Source organism: Bacillus sp. N447-1, assembly GCF_022701035.1.
GTDB lineage: Bacteria > Bacillota > Bacilli > Bacillales > Bacillaceae_G > Bacillus_A > Bacillus_A cereus.
Genome location: NZ_CP065509.1, coordinates 1,998,540 through 2,020,358, shown reverse-complemented (window position 1 = coordinate 2,020,358; position 21,819 = coordinate 1,998,540). Strand labels below are relative to the sequence as shown.

Genomic DNA, 21,819 nt, shown 5'->3' with positions numbered 1-21,819 from the left:
ACGGAGAAAAACTGCATTCCTACTCGGTTTTAGAAAGGATGGATACATATGAAAATGACTGTTGTCGGCTTTTGGGGCGGCTTTCCAGAAGCGGGAGAAGCAACGTCGGGGTATTTGTTTGAACACGATGGTTTTCGTTTACTTGTAGACTGTGGTAGTGGTGTACTAGCACAGCTTCAAAAATATATAACACCGTCTGATATAGATGCAGTTGTACTATCGCACTATCATCACGATCATGTTGCAGATATTGGGGTATTGCAATATGCGAGATTAATTACGAGCGCGACAACAAGGCAACTACCAGAACTACCAATATACGGTCATACGTTTGATGAGAATGGTTTCCATTCTTTAACACATGAACCGCATACGAAAGGAATCGCGTACAATCCAGAAGAAACACTTCAAATTGGACCGTTCTCGATTTCATTCTTAAAAACTGTTCATCCTGTTACATGCTTTGCGATGCGCATTACAGCAGGTAGTGATATCGTAGTATACAGCGCTGATTCCAGTTATATTCCTGAGTTTATTCCATTCACGAAAGATGCTGATCTTTTCATTTGTGAGTGTAATATGTATGCACATCAAGAGGCTGCAAAAGCAGGGCATATGAATAGTACAGAAGTAGCAAGTATTGCAAAAGATGCGAATGTAAAAGAACTTTTATTAACGCACTTACCGCATACAGGCAACCCATCTGATTTAGTAACAGAAGCAAAACAAATTTTCAGTGGTCACATTACGCTAGCGCATAGTGGCTACGTATGGAACTCATGAGGTGATACGATGTTATTTATTGATAATAAAGGAATTACAGACCCTAGAATAAACTTAGCGATTGAAGAATATTGTGTGAAGAATTTAGATATTAACGAAACATATTTACTGTTTTACATTAATGAGCCTTCGATTATCATTGGTAAAAACCAAAACACAGTAGAAGAAATTAATGCAGATTACGTAAAAGAAAAAGGTATTCATGTCGTTCGTCGTCTATCAGGCGGAGGCGCAGTATATCATGATTTAGGAAACTTAAACTTCAGTTTTATTACGAAAGATGATGGAGACAGTTTCAGCAACTTCAAAAAATTCACAGAGCCTGTAACGAAAGCGCTTAGTAAATTAGGCGTAAATGCTGAACTAAGTGGTCGTAACGACATTTTAGCTGAAGGTAGAAAAATTTCAGGTAACGCACAGTTCGCAACGAAAGGTCGTATGTTCAGCCACGGTACGTTACTATTTGACTCTGAAATCGATCACGTCGTATCAGCGTTAAAAGTAAAAATGGATAAGATTCAATCAAAAGGAATTAAGTCAATCCGTAGCCGCGTTGCGAACATTACAGAGTTCCTAAACAAAGAAATGACGACAGAGGAGTTTAGACAACTTCTTCTAGAAACAATTTTCGAAGGAGAAACAGAAATCCCAACGTATGAATTAACAGAAAATGATTGGAAAGAGATCCACAAACTTTCTGAAGAACGTTACCAAAATTGGGATTGGAACTACGGAAAATCACCGAAGTTCAACTTACAACATTCACACCGCTTCCCAGTTGGACAAGTTGATGTTCGTCTTGAAGTGAAAAAAGGAACAGTAACAGAATGTAAAATTTACGGCGACTTCTTCGGTTCACTAGATGTTCATGATATCGAAGAGCGTCTAACAGGCGTTCAGTTCGATAAAGATGCATTCACTGCAGCTTTAGAAGGCGTAGATATCGCACGCTACTTCGGTAACATTACAACAGAAGATTTCTTACATTTATTCTTCTAAAAATGAGGGAGGCTGCCATAAAGGCAGCCTCTTTCTTTTTGTAGTTTTGTCGATATAATTCCATTTACCACAAAATGTATACTTACAGGACATCTGCCTCTTATAAAGGAATATATATATGAAAAGGAGGCGAATCGAAATGAAAAGAGTAATGTACGTTATATTATTGCTCAGCTTCGTCATCGGAATGACAGCGTGTAACAGTGGATTGCCCTCAAGTCGTACAATTTTGTCTATCGGAAAACCGGCTGAGGATAATGTTATATATTTTACGCATACAGATAACAGACGAAAGATACAGGAAATACAAGACATGTTTCAAAATAAGAAGTGGAAAAGAAATGAAACATTCAGCACTGTTAATAAGACACCAGATGTCGTTTTTTCAATAGATGAAGACAATACAGGGTTACCGACATTATATGTTACGGTGTATTTTCATGAAGATGGAGCGGACGCTCTTAACTTGCACGGCGAGCATACGACGTTAAATAAAGAGGAACTTAATAAACTTAGAGAAAAGATGAATGCATATTATCCTAAAATGATTTCTGGTCTAGTTTCATAAATTACTTACAAATAAAATCCCCTTATTTTTCCAAAGTAAACTAAGAGTAGGTGGTCTGTCTATATGCAGTTAATAGAATATCACTTGCCACTTTAATTTTCTTTTAATATAATTAATTTAGAATTTTTAAATATTCTAAATTTTATAAAGGTGGGGTTTTTGTGAATCTCGTTCAATCTTTGGCTGAAACGGCAAAAAAGAAGGGGGATAAACCGGCTTATATATTTATGGATCAGTCGGTCTCATATGACCAATTAAACAAAATGGTCACAAGGTTTTCTGGCAATTTAGCAGAAATGGGCATTGGAAAAGGGGACAATGTCGCATTAGTTGTTGGGAACTCACCACATTTTTTGGTCGGTTTATACGGAACAATGAAAGCCGGAGCAACTGTTATTCCAGTTAATCCAATTTATACAGCAGACGAAATGCATTATATTTTACAAAATGGAGATGTAAAAACAATCATCGTACTCGACGTCCTTCTACCTGTTATACAATCTCTTACAACAAGACTTCCTTCATTAGAAAACATCATCATATGCGAAACCTCATCAGATTTTAACCATACAGAAACCGAAAAAATGAAAACGTTTACTAGTTTTGTGGGGACTGGAGATACAACTTACGAAGGTCCTGAACTAGATGAAGAAGATGTAGCGGTTATCCTATACACTTCGGGCACAACTGGAAAACCGAAAGGCGCTATGTTAACACATAAAAATTTATATAGTAATGCGAGCGATGTGGCTTCGTATTTACAATATACGGCTGATGACCGCGTTGTTGCGGCACTGCCTATGTTCCATGTATTCTGTTTAACAGTTGCGGTAAATGCACCGATTGTGAACGGGGCAACGATTTTAATGTTACCGAAATTTAGTCCGAAAGAAGTATTCCGTATTTGTCGTACGTACGAACCAACGATCTTTGCTGGCGTACCGACGATGTACAATTATTTATATTTATTTGAAGAAGCAAGCGCAGAAGATGTGAAGACGCTTCGTCTTTGTATTTCCGGTGGCGCATCGATGCCTGTTGCTCTTCTACAAAACTTTGAAAAACGTTTTAACGTTATTGTTTCAGAAGGATACGGTTTATCAGAAGCATCACCAGTTACTTGTTTCAATCCGCTAGATCGTCCTCGTAAACCAGGGTCGATTGGCACAAATATTTGGCATGTAGAAAATAAAATTGTGAATGAACTTGGGGAAGAAGTACCTGTCGGCGCAGTCGGCGAATTAATCGTTCGCGGACCTAACGTTATGAAAGGATACTATAATGCACCAGAAGATACAGCTGCGACATTGAAAGACGGCTGGCTATATACAGGTGACTTGGCGAAAATGGATGAAGAAGGTTACTTCTATATCGTTGATCGTAAAAAAGATATCGTCTTAGTTGGCGGTTATAACGTATACCCTCGTGAAGTAGAAGAAGTATTATATACGCACGAATCAGTAGCGGAAGTTGTTGTAATCGGTGTTCCTGATGAAAACTTAGGAGAAGCAGTGCGAGCTTACGTCGTTCTGAAACAAACGAACGTAACAGAAGAAGAACTAATGCATTACTGTACGTTACATTTAGCGAAATATAAAGTGCCGAAAAGCATTGAGTTTTTAATAGAATTACCGAAGAATACGACTGGTAAGTTGTTAAGAAGAGCATTGAGAGAGAAAGCGATGCAAGTGTAATGAAGAAAAGGTCTCCTAAAAGATATTTTAGGAGACCTTTTCTTTGTTTATCGTAATAACTTTTTCTCATATGAAATGTAGTCGGAAGTTTGTATATATAATAGCGGAGCGTGTTCAAACAACTATTTGATACGAGTAGTAATGAAGATATTCTTCCTACGTTCTTACATAAAATTTTTAATTTTGGATATTTGTATCATGTGTTTCTGCGACAAACACAAAGTCTACATGCTCTTTATCAATAAAAATACTTGTTTTAGATGGAAGACCTGTTATGGTAGAAACAATATCAACCTCAACAAGGTCAAATCCTACACGATAAGCATCTTCAATTTCAATTCCACCAGTTAGAAAATGCAATCCATCCCCAAATGACTTAAATACAAATACATTTTCTTTCAAACTTTTATTATCCATTTCAATCCATTATTCGTTAATATAAATCTTAAATGTTGTGCACTTTGGAACACACTCGATGTGATGTATCCCTTTATAACTATTAAGCGAAAACATATAGGTATGAGTTTCTTTAAAGTTAATATCTATCCCGTATTTAAAAGCAAAAGTTTTATATACCATTTCATAAAACAATGGCATTACAATATCATCCCATGCGTCATAGGCAAAAGCATGAATTGGTATTAGATGAGGGTATAAACTTACAATCGCTTTTTGAAAATTAAGTAAGATGGTTGTATCTGTAATTTCTTTTAAAGAATCATCTATTTCATGATCATAATCTTTCGAAATTCTGTTATCAATCATATGACAAACTCCTTACATAGTCTTCTATATACTACGTTTTTCCGCATCACCAGTTACGTTCCTTCTTCAACTAAATTGCAAGTTTAACCGATGATTCCAAAAAAGCCCTTGTCTTATTTTATCAATCGTTAAATCGGATTGGGATACTACAAGCATAAATGAGAAAAGAAATCGTCTTTTCTTTTTTATGATAGATGTATTTATTTTTAAACTTCAATTTAAATCAAAACATTCGTGTGACAGACGGTTCGCAAACGTATCGATTTGACTATGACGATCAAGGAAATGTTCGTACGTATACAGCCGGAAATGGTTCAGGTTCGACGTTTAACTATGACCATGCGAACAAAATTAAAGACCTAGTAGTAGGTACATCAAACAGTATTCTGCTTTCTGAACGATATGAATATGACCAAGCAGGTAACCGTACGAAGATTAAACATGAAGGTACGGGCGGAAAAGTAACAGAAACAAACTTTGTATATGACCCGATTAACCAATTATTAAATGAAGTATTACCAAACGGAACAAGTAAATCTTACACATATGATGGATTTGGAAACCGTACGAGTGTGAAAGTTGTAGAGAATGGAAAAGAAACAAAATCTATAGCGGCAACATTCAATGAAGGAAATCAGCTTGTCAAATTCGGAAATGAATCATTAACGTATGATGCGAATGGTAATCGTACGTCTGATGGAAAGTATAAATATACATGGAATGAAGATGACCAACTTGTATCTATTACAAAACAAGGTGAAAGCAATGCAATCGCAACTTATAAATATGATGACGATAATCGGCGTATTGAAAAGAGTGTAAATGGTCAAGTAACACGTTATTTCTATGATGGAGATAGTATTAATCCGCTGTATGAAACAGATGGTAGTGGAAAGGTACTTCGCCAATATGTCTATTCCGTAAATGGTTTACGTATGGCTATGAAATCACAAGGACAAACATTATACTATCACTACAACCCACGCGGTGATGTAGTCGCAATGACAGATCAAAATAGAGAAGTTGTAGCAACGTATGAATATGATTCGTGGGGTAACGTATTAAAAAGTGACGCGAAAGGTATCGCAGCAGACAATCCATTCGGATATGCGGGATACATGTATGATAAAGAGATTGGTACGTACTACTTGATTGCGCGTTATTATAATCCAGAGCATGGTGTGTTCTTATCGGTGGATCCTGATCCGGGCGATGAGGATGATCCGGTTACGATGAATGGGTATACTTATGCGGATAATAATCCGGTTATGATGACGGATCCAGATGGTAAGTGGGCATGGTTAGTACCGGTTGCAATTGCAGGTGGAATGATAGCAGCTAGGTATGGTGCGAAATATGCAATCCGTGCTGGTGTTAAATATGGTAAACAGGCAGGGAAGTGGGTAGGCAACAAGGTAAAGGCAGCTTATAATAATTATAAACACTCTAGGGCTGTGAACAAAGAATTAAAAAATATAGGGAAGCAAACTAATAAAGTACAGCATATTTTAGCTCCAAAGTGCAATTGGAATAAAGTTACAAAATAACCAGGTGATTTTAAATCTGTTTCTAAAGTTATGGGGAAGGTAATGAGGAAAGGAAACTCCATATAAAAAATCAAGTTATCAAAGAACTATGAAGGTGAAAGGACAACAAGTAACGGTTACGTATGCTAAAAAGAACGGGAAGATATATATATCAAATGGGTGGATAAAATAATGAATGATTTGTTAAAAGATGCAATTTATCGAGGAGACATTGGAAATGCGATAGCATATGCAAATAAAATAAGTATTGAGGAATTAGAGGATTTATTAACAGAATGGTCTTTTAATGAACCCAATATTATTATATACACTTTCTTGACTAGTTATTTAGAGAGTCGAAATGATGCTAGATTACATTCACTAGCATCAGATATTTTATGTCATCCACTATGTCATTTAGAGGGGGCATACCTAGCTGCTTTTTATCATGCAAAGAAGTGTATCGAATTGGAGCCTAATAATATGCAATATAGGGAGTTTTTATTGTTTTTTGCTAGTGTTCCAAATGATGTTTTTGAAGAAAAATCAGCTATGAATTGGGCAAAGGATATATTAAAAGATGACCCAAACAATGAGGTAGCTAAAAATTATATTGAAGAAAATTTATGAACAATGGATAGTAAATTCGTTATTTGAATTGTAAATATATGATGTAGAAGAAGTGAAAGAGGAAAAATAAACAGAGAAGTAATGGAAAGAGAGAAGAGCTAAATTAGCCTCTTCTCTCTTTGTGTATACATTAATTTTTATTGATTATAAAATCATAAGAAGAAACGCTATACTATCATTACAACCTTCGTGGTGATGTAGTTACGATGACGAATCAAAACAAAGAAGTTGTAGCAACGTACGAATATGATTCGTGGGGTAACGTATTAAAGAGCGAAGTAAAAGGTATCGCAGCAGATAATCCATTTGGATATGCGGGATACATGTATGATATAGAAATTGGCATGTATTATCTGATTGCGAGATACTATAATCCAGAACATGGTGTGTTCTTATCGATAGATCCAGAGCCAGGTGATGAAGATGATCCTGTGACACAAAATGGATATACGTATGTAGATAATAATCCAGTAATGTTAATCGATCCAGATGGTAATATACCTGTTGCTCCACTTGTAGTGGCTGGAGCGAGAATGGCTGCCCCTCATGTAGCTCGCTATGCAGCTAAAAAGCTAGGCACTATATATAGAGATATGCTAGAGGTCGAGGTTTTGAAAAGAAAGTATTAAAAGAGCTTGGATTAGCGAAAAATACTAAAAAGGTAATGGGCCGGATTCCTAATAGTTTATCTAAAGGGAGAATTACAGAAATTAAAGATGTCCGAAAGATATCATATTCCAAGCAGTTTAAACAATATGCGAAGTCAGGTAAGCGGATTGATTTGATAGTTTCTAAACATTCTAAAGTTTCCAAGCCGTTAATAAATGCGATTAACAAATCTGGTGGGAAAATAAAAGTACGCTATGGAAAAAATAAATATTATACTTATAGATAATATTTATAAATTTAAAAAATGGAGGTTTTTATGTCTATACAATTAGATATTTATACGAAGGAAGATATTTCTTCGCATGAATATGCAATATTTTTCTTTGAAGCAATCGAAAAAATGAGATTGAAATTTACAAAAATGGCACAATATGAACCAATTAATAAAGTATTTACAATTGAACAGGCTTTGAAGATGTGGATGCATGAAGAACCAGGTTGCTATGATTTTGAGTTAGATGAGATGATGGGTACAGCCGGTGGAATGCTTGGGAGAGGAAATGGCTTTTGGTTTAATGTAGCGTGGTGGAAAGATTCTAGGGGAAAGAGTATCAATTATTTAACTATATCGTTCACAAAGAAAATTTTTACTAAATACCAAAAAGAAATACTAAGTTTTTTTGAAGGAGCATTGGTTGAATTTAATGCTATATACGGATATATCAGTGATGAAAAAATGGTAGATAGACAACATATAACAGGAACAATAAAGAATAGAATACCCGGAATATTTGAATATAATTATTTCGGGAAATCATTTGTTGATTTTATAGGGAAGGATAAGCTTCAATCTCTTCCATGGTCTAATTCTTTTCCGCTAAACGAAGGACTACTAACAGTTTTAAATGATAAGAAGGAAGAAGAATTTTTACTGTTAGAACAGCGAACGAAGGAGCTCATTGGATTGAACCTTTTTAATGGGAAATCAAGTGATTATCCAGATGTTTTGAAGGGATAGAAAAAGATTCATGTCTTTTTGAGAACTATTTTTAGAAAGAAGAGCTTATATAAGCTCTTCTTTCTTTGTATATATTAAGGTAGCTTAGTGGTAAAAACATATATGGTGTGTGGGATAATCTTATTAAAAAGTGATGCAAAAAGAATCATGATAGACAAACTTTGTATATGACCCGATCAACCAACTATTAAATGAAGCATTGCCAAACGGAACAAGTAAATCATACACATATGACGGATTTGGTAACCGTACGAGTGTGAAAGTTGTAGAGAATGGAAAAGAAACAAAATCTATAGCGGCAACATTCAATGATGGGAATCAACTTGTAAAATTCGGAAACGAATCTTTAACGTATCACGCGAATGGCAATCGTACATCTGATAGAAAGTTCCGTTAATTACAGAATGAAAGATTATATAACTTCTAACAATGCGCTTAATACGAGCGTAGTTATGATTAGAGAGTTTTGTATGTGTAAAATAACTCCAAAAATATAAGGATATATTCTGAGGGCGTATGATTATATAGTATATTTATTTATTCGAATTTTTAAAAGGAGAGGAAACATGGGGAAAATAATAGGGATTATTCTGATTATAGGTGGTATGATTCCATTAATTTATGCAATGATACAAATTTATCGGCAATGGAAAGAAAAAGGGGCTTCTTTTGCTCTAAAATCAATAGTTTTTCTAGCCGTAAGCATTTTGCTAGATACTGCAACAACTATTATATTGTGTATAGTAACAGTATTCATTGGTATTTGTTTAATCATCTACACATAATAAGTTCAAAAAGGCTAACTTATCGGTTGTGACTAATTGGAGGGATTGTATGAACTTCATTTTACATGGATCTAAACATACAGTTTTAGCTTCCGTTTTTGACTCATTTCAAGGTAGGGAAAAAGAGTTTAATTGGCTTATAACAGACATAGAGATTGTCGCACATCAGGAAGAGAAACTTATCCGAGATTATCCTAAAATGTCGCATCCAATAGTTTGGATAGCAGGTGAAGAACTTTCAAATCTCGTAAAGAAATATAATCCTCAATTTATTTGGGGCGTACTATCTGCATTTGATAAGTCTATAAACATTGATATTCATAATTTGCTTGTAGAACCCTATGCAAATGGAAACGAAGGGTTCTGGGTACCAAGTCCAAATATTCAGCACCCTCAAGCAAAAATTGAAATTGTTTGTTGGGATTCCAGTTTAATGTTGTTATTAAGTAACGATAGAAATATTGATGATAAATTTAGAAATTACTTTAAAGAAGCTAGGGATTTAAATGGCTATAATTCGGAATTTTGATTTAAATGGAGACAACATTAATCCGTTATACGAAACAGATATGGAAAAGGGAACGGTATGCGTACTCTACAAGTAGCGTATTATAAGGTGAAAAGCGGATTCTCTGTGAGGAGAATTAGATTATTATTGATTTATAAAAACAATTAGGAATAATAAACTTAATATTATTAAATGAGAATAGGATGGGAATAAATATAACTTTGAGAGAAAAGAAGGTGTATTATGGAGTTTACATTCGAAAAGGTTCAACGTATTGAAGATGCAAATATATACCGTGTTAGTAATATAACTGATATTTATGAAACAGATTTATTTGATGATTATACTCGTAATGTTGATAATTTAAGTTTACTTGTTCAAGAGAGGATTAATCAGTTTATTGTACATGTAGATAAATCTGAGGAAAAAATGTGAAAGAAGAAATAGAGTCTAAAAACATTTCCTACACAGTTTTTGATTCGGGAAGAAGGAACATTTTCTTTGTTTTTGATTCTATACCAAGGACAGAAGTATCATATATAATCAAGTATTTTTATGGTGTAAGTATAGAAAATACTTTTGCTATTATCAGTTTAGGAAATAGCGTTGGTATTAAACTAGAGGAAATAAATCAAAGTAAATTGATGAAGTGTTTAATGGGAGAATGTGTTGTACCACAAATCGAATTAGTTCCATCATCGGCGTGTGCATTTATTCAATATGATGGTGCGCTTTTAACAATTGCTAGTAATAATTTTGATATTTGTGCAACATGAAAATAATAAGATGTAATTAAATGATTTTTTTAGCGCAAGGAGATACTGGAGATGTCCAAAGTTAATTAATATATATGTCACACCACTTATATTTTTCAGAAAAGGTGACTTTAAGAATATAGGAGGATAAAAGATACATGGATAAAGAATATGAAGAACTCATAGTTAGGAGTTTTTTTCAAAAAAAAATCCAGGATAGAATTATTTTTGAACTAACTTCACCTAAAAAAGAGTGAAGGCATTAGGGCGTTTGGCGCATAACCATGACACTATCTTAAATTCTATGTATTTTGAATCTATCCCCAAAAATATGGAGCAAAGGATTCTTGTTACGTAATGTCCCTTATTAGTGAAATTGATGTGAGTTTTATGGGATTAGAATGTGCAATAGAAAAAGTTATTTGGTGTGGTTTACCTTGTTTAATTTCATGCATACCGAGTAAATTATTATATTTTCAAGCTGAGCAGGGGAGCGGCCCGCCTGAAAGATATATTCTACGTAAAATTTAAAAGTATATCCCTATAAAAAGATATATAAGGTAGGAGAAAGAGTGGCATCATCAATCCATTATATGAAACAGATAGAAAGCGTCCCCCTAAATAAAAGTAATAATTGAAAAGGATGAGTGATTATGAGGTTTTTTTTGAGTGGTGAATTAGAAGGTGACATTGCTGAGGAATTTATAAATATAATTTCAGAAATCGGTAGTGACCTTGAAAAATTAAATAGTAATAATTATGGTAGCGAAGTAGAAGAAATAGCTATAATCCCTATAGTAGTTAACATAACTCCGGAATATGAAGCTGCGGGTTTCTTTAAAGAAAGAAAGCTTTTTAAAAAGAAGAGTAAAGTAGCAGACTTTCGATTAAGGATTGACTATGAGACAGTTTTATCTGCAGATTATGCTACGAAGAAAATATTGATAATTGAAAATATTATTCAATCTATTAGACTGTTAGGGGAAAAGGCTACGTCGGACTTTAATGCAATAAAGTTAGAGCAAGATATTTTACAAGTTTTTAATATCAAAGAATTGATATAGTGGGACATTTTACAGGTGAATATTATGTAGTACGAAAATACTAAGGAACACCCTGTAGTTCCTCATAAAACATTATTTTAACTGGAAAAAGGAAAAGAAGAACATACTGTATGGTACTCTCTAGGAAAGAAATGGTGATACTATGAGATTGTATGTAGCAGATGATTCAGAATATATAAACGAAATGCTCTCATTTATGTTTGAGGATATGAGCAAGTATGATTGGATATTTGCAGATATGGTGCCGCACGTATTTAAAGGCGGAGCGGAAGTGATGGATACCATATTTGAGCAAGAAAAATTTTATATTTCAGGTGAAAATCTTTATAGCTTTTTGAAAGAGTATAAAGTTTTACTTATATTTGGAGTGGTGATTGCTGTGGAGAAAGGAAATGAAAAACTCCTTGAAAGTATTCCAGACACTCCAATTATTACAGAAAACAGAGAGTATTGGAAAGATGAGTACAATTTAACGTTGCCAGGATCATTAATGGAGTTTGGTTTTTTTGATACATCAATTTTAATGTTTGCCAGTGATGACGACTATAGCATAGAGAAATTTAAAAGCAGTTTTCAAAATGTAGTATTTTATGTAGAAGATGAATTATAAAAGCGTTAGTGAAATTTGAAAGGAAATCCATCGAGTTTTGGAGAGACGTATATAAGTAATTAGTATCTCCATGAGCGGGGATACTTCGTATTGATGCAGAAGAGCTAGTGTTGGCTCTACTTTTTTCTATATGTATTTTATAAACAATTCGATATAATGTTGATAACAAATTAATGGTAGTTTAAGATGCATGGTAATGTTACATATTAGTATGATGTGAATGCAAAACGATTGTTGAATCTTTCTAGTAAAAATAGAATAGCTGCATTAAAAATTTACAATGAACCTTATGCTATAGGAAAAGAAAGAGAATTGTTGATGTGGATAGCGTTTCTAGAATTTTTAGAGTTTATTATAGTTTCGAGTTTAAGTCTTATATTAACATTGGTCGTTTTTTCAAGAAAATTATCTGTTTGATATTAAAGAAAGTATTAGTAAGAATAGGTTTTGTTTATTATTCTAATCATACGTATGTCTCTAGGAGTGTGGATATTATATGTTACAGAAACTACTATAATTGCTGTCTCAAAAGTGACTGCAATTCAATTAATTATTTTACTTCTTTTTTGGGCATGCTCGAAGTATGTAAAAAAAACTCGTGAAAATTGGCTAATTACTATAGTTGCTTTTGTTGTTTATGGTGTTGGTACATACATGTATATTCAGTTTGCTTTTAGAGGCTATTAATATATCATCAGAAAAGTTAGTGGTTAGAAAGATGCATTTATTAAATGTTTGTATGAAGGAAGAGCGAATATAGGCTCTTTTTTCTTTATATATAGGATAGGACATGTATCTAATCCTCGTGGGATAAATCAAAATAGAGAACGGAAGGAATCATATGAACAAAAAAGAATTAAAATTAAAGCTACTGCAAGATCTAGGTGAAGAGTTAAAAGAAGACGGTTATAAGACTAGGATTACACAACAAAGTTTTGTGAAAAAATTTGATAAAGGAAAAATTAGTATGCATTTAGCTTTTATCGATCATCCAGAAGATTTTCATGTGACGGTGGATGTGGGAATTCGGTTTGACGAATTAGAGAATATGAAAAATCAATGGGATGAAGGTTTAACAATTAAAGAGAAAAAGGAAACCTATACGATTGGGGTTGAGTTAGGGAATTTAGTCCATAGGGAGCAAAAAAGATGGTGTGTTGAAAAGGAAACCGATATTTTGCCTGTTACCATAGATATATTAAAAGAGATCAAACAATATTTCATTCCATATATTGATAAGTATGTAGATATAGAAAATGTATTTGATTTATGTGTAAGAGATGATGACGAAGCTGCATTACTAGGTACAACATTTGAGGGATATCGAGCGCAAAATGCTATTGGATTAGCTTTATTATTAAATAAAGAAGAGATGTTAGAGCAAATCATTGAAAAGAAGAAAGAGTATTTAAAGACGCGGGATAAATTTCAATTGGAGTTATTTGAAAACTTTCTTTTTAATATGAATTTAAGATAGGTGAATTTAGTTATTTATTGTAATGATTATAGTAGGTTTAATTGTTGATATTTAGTTAGCCTTTCTAGAAAAACATTAGACTCTGTTTTTTATTAATTATAAATATTAGCATCCTCTATAAGGAATCATTCAAAGTTTTTATGATTATATACAAAACCTTGAATGTAACTTATGGGGGATTTTATTTACAGATTGTGTAATGCGGAAAAGTCTATATTGAATTTTATTCGGTTTGATAGTGCCTGAGAGTGGTGATAACACACGGTAATCTTGTGCGTCAGCGATAGACCGCGCTTTTGATAGCGACTAATCCATTGATTTTAGTTAGCTTGCCTCTTTATTGGGAGTGTCAAAGAATAATTTATTTTTATAAGTTAAATGATTAAGAAGTATTATTATAAAATACTAGATAGATGCTTTTTATTATAATATATTTGAGCTCAATTATATTATGTGAAATAGGAGTGAGAATTTTGTTCGAAACAATAGTTTACGATAAAGCTAAATATCATTATGAAGGAGATTTCCCACAAGAGTTACCGATGGAGCAAGCATTTGTACATACTGGAATGTTCTTAGGTTGGATTATTGATAATCATTTATTTAGTGATGAATTCTTAGAAGAGACCGAAGAGGAAATTAATAAATTTAAACTTAGAAAAATGACTGGAACTCAGGTTTATATGTTCTGGGATGGGGTTTTAAGCGATGACATGTTAAATGATGAAGGGAATCAATTTGCAATAGATTATTTTGATTTTGAAAAAGGTTTATATTTAGATGATTATGATGATGTATTTTTAGAGTGTGATACATTATATCAAGTGCAAGATACTTGGGAAATTACTTTAAATTAAAAGAAGTGATCGATACTAGGTATAAGGAATGGAAAAAACTTAAAAGTAACGGATAAAGAGGACTTTAAGTAATGAAATATTTTTGTTCCAAATGAAGGTTTATTATATGCTGTAGAAAAGGGAGAAATAATGAAATTCCCAAAAGATGAAGATGGACAAGTGTTAAATATGTTATACAAGCAAGGGATAGATTTTAATAAAAAACACATAGTAGATTTCTTTATTGCAATTCCTGATCAAGGTAATGGAGAAAAAGTAATTGGTAGATTACAAGCATTGGACTTAAATTGTGAATTAGATTTTAATGAAGAATTTGAAGATTGGACATGTACTTGTTCTAAAGAAATGTTCTTAATTTATGAGGATATCGTAGAGATGCAAAAGGAATTGAATAAACCGGGTGAAGAGTTTGGTGGATATACAGATGGTTGGGGTGCATTTGTGTAATATTGAATTTATTTATCGTGATAAAATAAATTAGACGGAGTAAAGAAACTATTTATGGAAAGAAGGGCTTATATAAGTTCTTCTTTCTTTGTATATATTAAGATATCTTAGTGATAGAAACGTATATGATATGTGGGCGGGGGGATACCGGTAAAAGCCCGATTGGTAAGGACTAATTAAAGTTTCACTTTATATAGGTTTTGAGAGAGTAAGATATAAGGTATATTGTTTGTAGCGGAAATCTTGACGGAAGGAAGCGTGTGATAATTGGCAATGACGGATGAACAATTCGAGAATTATCTTGTTATGTGTTATGACAAATTAGAAAGTAAACAGCAAAAATTCATTTCGGATTATAATATCTATAACTTTGATGAGTATTGGTATGATCAAGATCAATGTATATTACAGTTTAAAAAAAATGGTCAAGTATTACTTGAATTTAGTGTTGTTTTTATAGGGTCTTGGTCTGGAAAGCGTAACAGTTGGATGTGGTCTTGGGCTAATGAGAATGTGGCTGATTATACAAGAAGTAAGTCTAACTGTTTGAAAGATTTACAAAAGATTACAGGAAGTGAGGTTTTTATAAATCCACTTTTTGAATGCGATCAAGAAATGGCGTATGAGCTAGCAGCCTTTTCCATTGAATATTTAGATGCAGAAGGAATGTATATGGCACCAGGTGAGAGAAGTGATGTATTTATGGCTGTTATGTCACCGCATGCGTTGTGAGTAGAGCATATGAAAAATATAGATAAGGTAAAATGAATAAGGAGTACAGTTTAATAAATTAATAAAAGGTATCATAGGTCCCTGATGCCATGGTGATAAATTTAAAGGAGTGAATTATATTGCTTGAAGTAAAGTTTTACGATTGGAAAAAAAAACGTCCTAAAAAACATTATTTGCTTGTACATGAAATTAGAATTTTCGAGCTAATTTTCTCAAAGAAAGTTAGCGAGTTTGAGATGGGATTAAGAGAGATTGAAAAAGTAACTGTCTTTTGTTTAGCTAACGAAAACACTGATATTTCATATGAAGTGAATAGAGCTTTGGGTGAAATTCGTATATATGTTCCATATGATTTTATGGACTTTTTAGCATTAAATTCAGTTGAAGAGAAATACAAAGAGTTTTGCAAATTAGTACGCCAATATGTTGTCCTTGGACTTGAAGAAAACTCTACTCTTTCATCATCTGTTGTTAAAGGGTATATAGAGGAATCTTTAGATGAAATTGTGAAGCAAAACTATGAAGGAATATTTTTAGTTGGGAAGACACCTAAGAAAAGCCCAAGCCGTAAGAAGATAGTGATATTAAAAGGAATTCATCGTGTTAAAGGTTTCCAGCTACGATGTGAAGTGTATGATGAAAAGGGATTAAAGATTCGAGATCAATTATTGGTGGAAGAGGTAGGAAATGAAATGGTGTATGCAAGATTTTTGGGTACATTAAAATGGGAAAGTGAAAATCTAATAGTAGTTCAATCTAAATCCAGTAGTTGGAAAGAAGAAATCTATCTTTAATAACAAGGTTGTATAGTAGAAAGAGGGTTGTAGAGCATAAATGAATTTTTTTCGAAAAAATAAATTAAGTGACATTCAGAAAAAATACTATGAACATTTTGGAGAGCCTAGTCAGATTCTTGAATATACCTGGGGTGAAAGAGGAGCTAAAAGAGTAGAATTAGATAATACCGCTCTAAAAAAAGGAATGCTATACGTTTTAGAATTCCCGAAAAATGAAGATAGGCCAGTATGGACATATGTGACATTAGGGATGTCAGCTGAATATATGACCAATGGTGCTAAAGGAGAATTAATTTGGTTAAATGCAAATCAAAATGAGGAAATGATTGATTTGCTTGCTGGATTAGCACATTATCCATTTATAGATGAGACCTCGTTTGATTATGGGGATACAATTTCTAATGCGGATGCTGAATCTGATTTTTCAATGAATGTGCTTTTAGTAAGCCCGGCAGTTATTGAGGCAGGAGAGTCTCCAGAGCTAATGGAGTTTTTTGAAGAAAAGGAGCTTGATTTATTTTGGTTATTACCTATTCATCAAGCAGAAAAAGAGTATATGATGGAACAAGGAGATGGAGATATTAGTGCGCTCTTTGACCTTTGGCTGGAAAAAGAGATTGATACAGAAACTTTCTGTGATCCACATCGTTTATCTACGGTTTGATAAAAATATTTTAAATAATAATTGTGAGTAAGCATCAAACTTATTAATATTAAGGAAGTTTGATGCTTATTTTTTATGTTTAGAATAAACGAGAGGTTTTGATATATATGAAAGATATTGTATGTAAAGAATTAATAAGTCTTAAGTCTATTGTTGAAGCCTATCAATTTAAAAAATGAGTTTGGATTATAACAAAATGTAATTTTGCTAGTAAAGACAATCAGAATCGACCTTTTATTATTGATTTAGATAAAAAAATGTGAATATAAATATTTTTAATTTAGAGGTGATAAATGTGAATGAACGTCTAAAGAAAATTGCAATGTTAAGAGAAAAGGTAGAGGAAAAGGCTACTAGAGAAAAGTTTTTAATGTTATGTCCGTCTATAAAAGAATTTCAGATTATTAGCGGGAAGAAAATTGCTTCATTAGTAAACTTTTTAATTGATGAAACACCGAATCCTATCAAAGTTATGAGTGAATTAAATGCTGAACAAGTTATCAATGAAATAAAAGAATTTGAACGTGAATTAACTAGTTTATTGTCTAAGAAGATTATTGTATGGTATGCACATGAAAATTGGGACTTTGGTGTGCAATTAGAATTAGAAGATTTCATGTTATATACAAAAGAAGTATTACATTTCATTGGATATGACGATGCTCAAAGAGGATTAATTTATTCTAGCCTTATTGTAGTAGATGAAGCAATGAGAAGTGCTTTTTCTTTTCTAAAGAATGAGTATAATGTCGAGATAGTACTATGGAAAGAAAGCTGAGTGTATTAGAGTGTTTTAAAACAAATTGGATGAATGGTTGAATTTATTATTAGAAGAAGTGGTGCGTGGTTTAGTGTGATAGAAAGAAAAAGAGAGTCTTCAAGGGATATGTATAAGAGAGTAAAGGAGAGAAAATATGTCTTTTTATAAAGAGGAAATAAAAGGGGATAAATTGATTATAAGTGATGAAAGCATTGATATTTTAATGGATGCTTTTCAAAAGATTGAAAAGATATATAATGAAGGGCCTCACAGATTACCAAATCTAAATGAGTTAGAGATAATGTTAAAAAATGCATTAGAAATGCAGAGTGATAGTTTTTCTTTAGAGGAACAAGAAGTAGTAGATTGTAAGTTTAAATTAAAAAAACATCGCAAAAAATCATTTAAGCCAGGGATAGTTTTTGCGATAAATCTTAAAAATATTAATAAGTATGGGTACGGAATGTTAGTGAAAGGCCAAAATGTTACGCGGCCATATGATGGGGAAACATATATAGAATATTTTTCTTTATTTACAGATGAAAAAATACGAATAAGCGAGTTTAAAAACTATTACAAGAATCAAAAAGAAGTATTATTTACGGCGTATACTGCCTGGTCTGGTTGGTTAGATGGTGATTGGAAAATTATTGGTGGATTACCAATGGAATTGTTTGATCCGGGGGAGTATAATCTTCCAGATTTTGTGTTTGAGAATAAGGATCAGGGGACTTATTTTGTAAGCCGAGGGAGAGCAGATGGTCCTTTAATCGATTTTGAAATGGTTAGTGAAGAAGAAGGGAAGAAAATTAAAAATCCTTCAGGGATAGCAGGACAATATGTTATAGAAGATTGGTTGGAAGAGAAATATAGCATTTTATAAAAAAGAATGTTTTTGTGTTGAAGAGATCGAGGATTTTACTTGTATTTGAAAGGAGTAATAATGTGGATATTTATGAGTTAGCTAATGGTGTAGATTCAAAAGAAAAATTAGTAGAATTCCTGTTTTATTTTCAAAAAGATTTCAAAGAAAATAAAGATGAGTCGGAGAATATAACATTAGAAGATTATTTAGAATCAAAGGAAGCATGGCTAAATGATTGTGATGGTGCTTTTCAAAATAAAGGTGAAGAGATGCCTAAAAATATATCATGGAATTTCATAGCGACGGTATTACTCGCGGGATCTTATTATGAATAAGGAAGACATAAAAAATGGGGTGTCTATATGATTAAACTGGTTAAGCAAGAAAAGGATAAAATGTTGTTTTGGGAGATATGGAAAGAGGCGGAGAAAACTTTAATTGTACATTGTGGCTGTGTTGGTGATACAGGTGAAATGTATGAAATAGAACTTTATCCATTTCAACGTGTTGAAAAAGAAATGAAAGAGTTAGCGGATGAACAGTTGGCGGATGGCTATAAGGTACTCGATGAGGAAGAGCTAATAGAATTTGTTTTGCAATATGATTACACAGAAAATCAGTTGGAAGAAGCATTGGAAAAACGAAACCAAGTTCAAGAGATAATGGATGAAGCGTTAGGGTGGTCTGGAAATGGCCATTGTGATGGTGGAGATATTGGTAGCGGGACGATTAACATATTTAACTTTGTAATTGACGTTGATAAAGCGTTGAAAACAATTCTAAATGAATTAGAAAATCAGCAGTTGTTAGATGGTGTGAAGATTGCCTATGTAAACGATGAGGGAGATTATGTACAGATTTATCCTAGTGAAGGTGAATTTGATTTACTATAAATCTAGTGAGTAGAGGTGCCGAATGTATGTATCAGGAGTAGGTATTTTTGAAGATAATCTATCTGAAGATATAAAGTTTGATTTCCAAGATTTGATTAGTGAAGGCTATAGCTCAGAAGAAGCTACTGAGATGATGGTGAATACATATATTTCATCTTTACGAAAACATGAGGAAAATATTTTTTGGCTAGCGTTGGCTGCAATTCAATGGGAACTAGGAAGATTGAATCCTCAAGTTAAGGAAAAAGCCATTTGTATTATTGAAAGTAAATCAGATTTAAAACGATGGTGGAGAGAACCGGAATTAAAGAAGAAAAGAGAGCTTGTTTTGGAGAAATTAAAAAAGAATTTAGTTTCACCTTTCCCAAAACCGAAAAAGGTAAAAAGAAGAGTAATTCTAAAAACTGAGCTGGAAATTGGAGATGTAATTACGTATCGGTTATTAAGTGAGCAGCATATTATACTAAAAGTCGTGGGTGTGAATGAGTATGCTGGAAATGCATATCCAGTATTGATGTTATGTGACTGGATTGGACGAAATATTCCTGATAAAGATGAAATTCTCACGATGGGAATGAAAGAAGGATTAAATCAATATTTTCAAAAAGGATTTCAGTACATAGAAGTGTTTCCATTAAAGAAAAAGAGTTATCCAAAAGAACGTATTCGCCTTGTATATAAAAATATAGAGGTACCGTCAAAGGATGCATATCCAATTATGTCTTTAGCATGGGATGAGTTTGATGATGATATTGAAGAATATTATGAATTAAAATAAAAACGATAAAACATGAAATGAAAAATGCACCTAAATTATTGAGTGCATTTTTTATAATCTTTATATACTTTGCTGCATTAATTCCAAAATGTGCATCACAATATAACATGTGAAATTTTAAAATACCAGTTAATACCCGATTGATTTAACTAATAAAATAATGAGTGGGGGATGAAGCCCCCCCACTCATTAAAGTTTCACTTTATTTTTTCTCTACTAATTTCTTATTCTTCCAATCTAGTGTGAACAATTTATTAAATGTTTTTTGATCAACGTCTTTTACGTTGTTTCCAACCCAGTTTGCAGTTCCGAATGTGTAGCCTGGACGAAGTTGGTAATCGTCGACGTGTTTTGTATAAGCGACTTGTAAGTTAGATTGATCTGTATTTTTTTCAGAGATAACAACAGCGATCATACCAGGAGAGAAACCGCTATTTGTTAGCGCTGGAAGTTGATCCATCGGTATTAAATTACCTTTTGCATCAGATTCATATAGGTATGTGCGAGAGTACATGAAAAGTTGGTTTCCATATAAAGAATGATAGGAGTCACGTGTATAAATACCCCAGTTTTGATTGTTATATCCGTTAAAGAATACGTTCCACTTTACGTTTTTGTTTGTTTGGTCAATTAAATTCGTTTTATAACTAGTTTGTTTATAGCTTACAGAGTCAGACCAAGTGACTTGACCAGTTGCACCAGCTTCACCGCTAGGGCCATTAGGCGTTACAGAAGCTTTAACAGAGCCACCAAGTTGATAAGATACGCTAGATGTTACAGTCGTTTCTTCTACAGCATTTGTAGGTGCTACGTTAAAGAAACGAGCGCTGTTATCTTGAAGGTTAAATGCAACATCATATTGTGAAGGATAACGTAATGTTGCACTAGCGCCAGAGATTGGGTAGTTATCAATAGGTGCATCACTTATAGTAGGATTTGCTTTTAGAAAACTACCAGTTGTATTAATAACGGCAATCTGTTTATCAGCGCTTGGGTCATCGATAAAAGTTACCTTTAAAGACATTGTCATATTATCAGCTTGGTCATTATTAAATGTATTATAGCTCGTATGTGTTTTTGCATTTTGCCCGATATCTGTTACAACTTGCGATGTTGTTTGAGCATAAGCAGCAGGTGTTGAAAGAGTTACAGCGCTACTAGCAAAAACAGCGGATAATGCTAAATATTTTAAGTATGTTTTAGAACGTTTCATACAATCACTTCCTTTTATCTTT

Annotated in this window: 22 protein-coding genes and 8 pseudogenes; 28 read left to right on the top strand and 2 right to left on the bottom strand. The window is 33.1% G+C overall.

Annotated features, from left to right (window positions below):
- Positions 1-48: 48 nt before the first annotated feature.
- From IQ781_RS10120 to IQ781_RS10105, 4 genes are all read left to right on the top strand, one after another.
- Positions 49-783 carry an MBL fold metallo-hydrolase gene (locus IQ781_RS10120; RefSeq protein WP_000784668.1) on the top strand — a complete coding sequence of 245 codons (735 nt, stop codon included), beginning with the start codon at positions 49-51 and terminating at the stop codon, positions 781-783.
- Between the two features lie 9 nt (positions 784-792).
- Positions 793-1,782 (top strand): lipoate--protein ligase, encoded by a 990-nt coding sequence (lplA, locus tag IQ781_RS10115; protein ID WP_139846964.1) that lies wholly within the window; start codon positions 793-795, stop codon positions 1,780-1,782.
- A gap of 139 nt (positions 1,783-1,921) precedes the next feature.
- Complete coding sequence (locus IQ781_RS10110; protein WP_063220298.1) at positions 1,922-2,350, top strand: hypothetical protein; 429 nt, start codon at positions 1,922-1,924, stop codon at positions 2,348-2,350.
- Positions 2,351-2,511: 161 nt separating this feature from the next.
- Positions 2,512-4,044 carry a fatty acid--CoA ligase family protein gene (locus IQ781_RS10105; protein WP_006916060.1) on the top strand — a complete coding sequence of 511 codons (1,533 nt, stop codon included), beginning with the start codon at positions 2,512-2,514 and terminating at the stop codon, positions 4,042-4,044.
- A 177-nt stretch (positions 4,045-4,221) separates the two neighbouring features.
- On the opposite strand, the pseudogene IQ781_RS10100 reads toward IQ781_RS10105, so the two are convergent.
- A pseudogene (locus tag IQ781_RS10100) lies at positions 4,222-4,809 on the bottom strand (hypothetical protein).
- A 218-nt stretch (positions 4,810-5,027) separates the two neighbouring features.
- Between IQ781_RS10100 and IQ781_RS10095 the strand changes: the two are divergent.
- From IQ781_RS10095 to IQ781_RS09985, 24 genes and pseudogenes are all read left to right on the top strand, one after another.
- Positions 5,028-6,209, top strand: a pseudogene (locus tag IQ781_RS10095) (RHS repeat domain-containing protein); the annotation flags it as partial.
- A 235-nt stretch (positions 6,210-6,444) separates the two neighbouring features.
- Positions 6,445-6,528, top strand: coding sequence for a polymorphic toxin type 35 domain-containing protein (locus tag IQ781_RS28430; protein WP_242808310.1), 84 nt, complete (start codon positions 6,445-6,447; stop codon positions 6,526-6,528).
- On the top strand, positions 6,528-6,965 hold the full coding sequence (locus tag IQ781_RS10085) for a hypothetical protein (RefSeq protein WP_139846965.1): 438 nt from the start codon (positions 6,528-6,530) through the stop codon (positions 6,963-6,965). Before IQ781_RS28430 ends, IQ781_RS10085 begins: the two co-directional genes overlap by 1 nt.
- A gap of 161 nt (positions 6,966-7,126) precedes the next feature.
- Positions 7,127-7,860 (top strand): annotated as a pseudogene (locus tag IQ781_RS28300) (RHS repeat-associated core domain-containing protein); the annotation flags it as partial.
- Positions 7,861-7,890: 30 nt separating this feature from the next.
- On the top strand, positions 7,891-8,592 hold the full coding sequence (locus tag IQ781_RS10070) for a hypothetical protein (protein ID WP_139846967.1): 702 nt from the start codon (positions 7,891-7,893) through the stop codon (positions 8,590-8,592).
- A 154-nt stretch (positions 8,593-8,746) separates the two neighbouring features.
- A pseudogene (locus IQ781_RS10065) lies at positions 8,747-8,986 on the top strand (RHS repeat domain-containing protein); the annotation flags it as partial.
- Between the two features lie 172 nt (positions 8,987-9,158).
- On the top strand, positions 9,159-9,377 hold the full coding sequence (locus tag IQ781_RS10060; RefSeq protein ID WP_139846968.1) for a hypothetical protein: 219 nt from the start codon (positions 9,159-9,161) through the stop codon (positions 9,375-9,377).
- Between the two features lie 49 nt (positions 9,378-9,426).
- Entirely contained in the window at positions 9,427-9,906 is a 480-nt protein-coding gene (locus tag IQ781_RS10055; protein ID WP_139846969.1) for a hypothetical protein, read from the top strand.
- Positions 9,907-10,128: 222 nt separating this feature from the next.
- A pseudogene (locus tag IQ781_RS10050) lies at positions 10,129-10,661 on the top strand (hypothetical protein).
- Positions 10,662-11,293: 632 nt separating this feature from the next.
- A complete protein-coding gene (locus tag IQ781_RS10045) occupies positions 11,294-11,704 on the top strand; it encodes an Imm44 family immunity protein (RefSeq protein ID WP_139846971.1) in 411 nt (136 codons plus the stop codon).
- 142 nt (positions 11,705-11,846) lie between these two features.
- Complete coding sequence (locus tag IQ781_RS10040; RefSeq protein WP_001242144.1) at positions 11,847-12,314, top strand: hypothetical protein; 468 nt, start codon at positions 11,847-11,849, stop codon at positions 12,312-12,314.
- Positions 12,315-12,632: 318 nt separating this feature from the next.
- Positions 12,633-13,001, top strand: a pseudogene (locus IQ781_RS28295) (hypothetical protein).
- Between the two features lie 154 nt (positions 13,002-13,155).
- The gene (locus tag IQ781_RS10035) at positions 13,156-13,791 is read left to right on the top strand and encodes a hypothetical protein (protein ID WP_088054091.1); all 636 of its coding nucleotides are present in this window, start codon (positions 13,156-13,158) and stop codon (positions 13,789-13,791) included.
- A 473-nt stretch (positions 13,792-14,264) separates the two neighbouring features.
- Positions 14,265-14,704 (top strand): annotated as a pseudogene (locus tag IQ781_RS10030) (DUF7832 domain-containing protein).
- A 73-nt stretch (positions 14,705-14,777) separates the two neighbouring features.
- Positions 14,778-15,095: a ribonuclease E inhibitor RraB gene (locus IQ781_RS10025; RefSeq protein WP_048656594.1), complete on the top strand. Its 318-nt coding sequence runs from the start codon at positions 14,778-14,780 to the stop codon at positions 15,093-15,095.
- A 267-nt stretch (positions 15,096-15,362) separates the two neighbouring features.
- A complete protein-coding gene (locus IQ781_RS10020) occupies positions 15,363-15,827 on the top strand; it encodes a DUF6882 domain-containing protein (RefSeq protein WP_063220284.1) in 465 nt (154 codons plus the stop codon).
- Between the two features lie 119 nt (positions 15,828-15,946).
- On the top strand, positions 15,947-16,621 hold the full coding sequence (locus IQ781_RS10015; RefSeq protein ID WP_139846973.1) for a hypothetical protein: 675 nt from the start codon (positions 15,947-15,949) through the stop codon (positions 16,619-16,621).
- A 40-nt stretch (positions 16,622-16,661) separates the two neighbouring features.
- Positions 16,662-17,288, top strand: coding sequence for a suppressor of fused domain protein (locus IQ781_RS10010; protein WP_001008993.1), 627 nt, complete (start codon positions 16,662-16,664; stop codon positions 17,286-17,288).
- A 107-nt stretch (positions 17,289-17,395) separates the two neighbouring features.
- Positions 17,396-17,577 (top strand): annotated as a pseudogene (locus IQ781_RS28425) (hypothetical protein); the annotation flags it as partial.
- 6 nt (positions 17,578-17,583) lie between these two features.
- Complete coding sequence (locus IQ781_RS10005) at positions 17,584-18,066, top strand: hypothetical protein (protein WP_033693220.1); 483 nt, start codon at positions 17,584-17,586, stop codon at positions 18,064-18,066.
- 136 nt (positions 18,067-18,202) lie between these two features.
- Positions 18,203-18,931 (top strand): Imm26 family immunity protein, encoded by a 729-nt coding sequence (locus IQ781_RS10000; RefSeq protein WP_016124261.1) that lies wholly within the window; start codon positions 18,203-18,205, stop codon positions 18,929-18,931.
- 62 nt (positions 18,932-18,993) lie between these two features.
- On the top strand, positions 18,994-19,248 hold the full coding sequence (locus tag IQ781_RS09995) for a DUF7660 family protein (RefSeq protein WP_000356075.1): 255 nt from the start codon (positions 18,994-18,996) through the stop codon (positions 19,246-19,248).
- A 27-nt stretch (positions 19,249-19,275) separates the two neighbouring features.
- A complete protein-coding gene (locus IQ781_RS09990) occupies positions 19,276-19,806 on the top strand; it encodes a hypothetical protein (protein WP_016082531.1) in 531 nt (176 codons plus the stop codon).
- 22 nt (positions 19,807-19,828) lie between these two features.
- Positions 19,829-20,584, top strand: a complete 756-nt coding sequence (locus IQ781_RS09985; protein ID WP_074047567.1) for a hypothetical protein — start codon at positions 19,829-19,831, stop codon at positions 20,582-20,584.
- A gap of 202 nt (positions 20,585-20,786) precedes the next feature.
- Here IQ781_RS09985 and cytK2 read toward each other — a convergent pair whose 3' ends face one another.
- The gene (gene cytK2 / locus IQ781_RS09980) at positions 20,787-21,797 is read right to left on the bottom strand and encodes a beta-channel forming cytolysin CytK2 (protein ID WP_139846974.1); all 1,011 of its coding nucleotides are present in this window, start codon (positions 21,795-21,797) and stop codon (positions 20,787-20,789) included.
- Positions 21,798-21,819: the final 22 nt, after the last annotated feature.

Excerpts from the sequence above, each read along its gene's own strand:
- IQ781_RS28430 (WP_242808310.1), top strand. The coding sequence starts at position 6,445 with ATGAAGGTGAAAGGACAACAAGTAACGGTTACGTATGCTAAAAAGAAC.
- lplA (WP_139846964.1), top strand. The coding sequence starts at position 793 with ATGTTATTTATTGATAATAAAGGAATTACAGACCCTAGAATAAACTTA.
- IQ781_RS10110 (WP_063220298.1), top strand. The coding sequence starts at position 1,922 with ATGAAAAGAGTAATGTACGTTATATTATTGCTCAGCTTCGTCATCGGA.
- IQ781_RS10010 (WP_001008993.1), top strand. The coding sequence starts at position 16,662 with ATGAATTTTTTTCGAAAAAATAAATTAAGTGACATTCAGAAAAAATAC.
- IQ781_RS09985 (WP_074047567.1), top strand. The coding sequence starts at position 19,829 with ATGTATGTATCAGGAGTAGGTATTTTTGAAGATAATCTATCTGAAGAT.
- IQ781_RS10040 (WP_001242144.1), top strand. The coding sequence starts at position 11,847 with ATGAGATTGTATGTAGCAGATGATTCAGAATATATAAACGAAATGCTC.
- IQ781_RS09990 (WP_016082531.1), top strand. The coding sequence starts at position 19,276 with ATGATTAAACTGGTTAAGCAAGAAAAGGATAAAATGTTGTTTTGGGAG.
- IQ781_RS10085 (WP_139846965.1), top strand. The coding sequence starts at position 6,528 with ATGAATGATTTGTTAAAAGATGCAATTTATCGAGGAGACATTGGAAAT.
- IQ781_RS10055 (WP_139846969.1), top strand. The coding sequence starts at position 9,427 with ATGAACTTCATTTTACATGGATCTAAACATACAGTTTTAGCTTCCGTT.
- IQ781_RS10060 (WP_139846968.1), top strand. The coding sequence starts at position 9,159 with ATGGGGAAAATAATAGGGATTATTCTGATTATAGGTGGTATGATTCCA.
- cytK2 (WP_139846974.1), bottom strand. The coding sequence starts at position 21,797 with ATGAAACGTTCTAAAACATACTTAAAATATTTAGCATTATCCGCTGTT.
- IQ781_RS10000 (WP_016124261.1), top strand. The coding sequence starts at position 18,203 with ATGTCTTTTTATAAAGAGGAAATAAAAGGGGATAAATTGATTATAAGT.
- IQ781_RS10035 (WP_088054091.1), top strand. The coding sequence starts at position 13,156 with ATGAACAAAAAAGAATTAAAATTAAAGCTACTGCAAGATCTAGGTGAA.
- IQ781_RS10045 (WP_139846971.1), top strand. The coding sequence starts at position 11,294 with ATGAGGTTTTTTTTGAGTGGTGAATTAGAAGGTGACATTGCTGAGGAA.
- IQ781_RS10070 (WP_139846967.1), top strand. The coding sequence starts at position 7,891 with ATGTCTATACAATTAGATATTTATACGAAGGAAGATATTTCTTCGCAT.
- IQ781_RS10025 (WP_048656594.1), top strand. The coding sequence starts at position 14,778 with ATGAAATTCCCAAAAGATGAAGATGGACAAGTGTTAAATATGTTATAC.
- IQ781_RS10120 (WP_000784668.1), top strand. The coding sequence starts at position 49 with ATGAAAATGACTGTTGTCGGCTTTTGGGGCGGCTTTCCAGAAGCGGGA.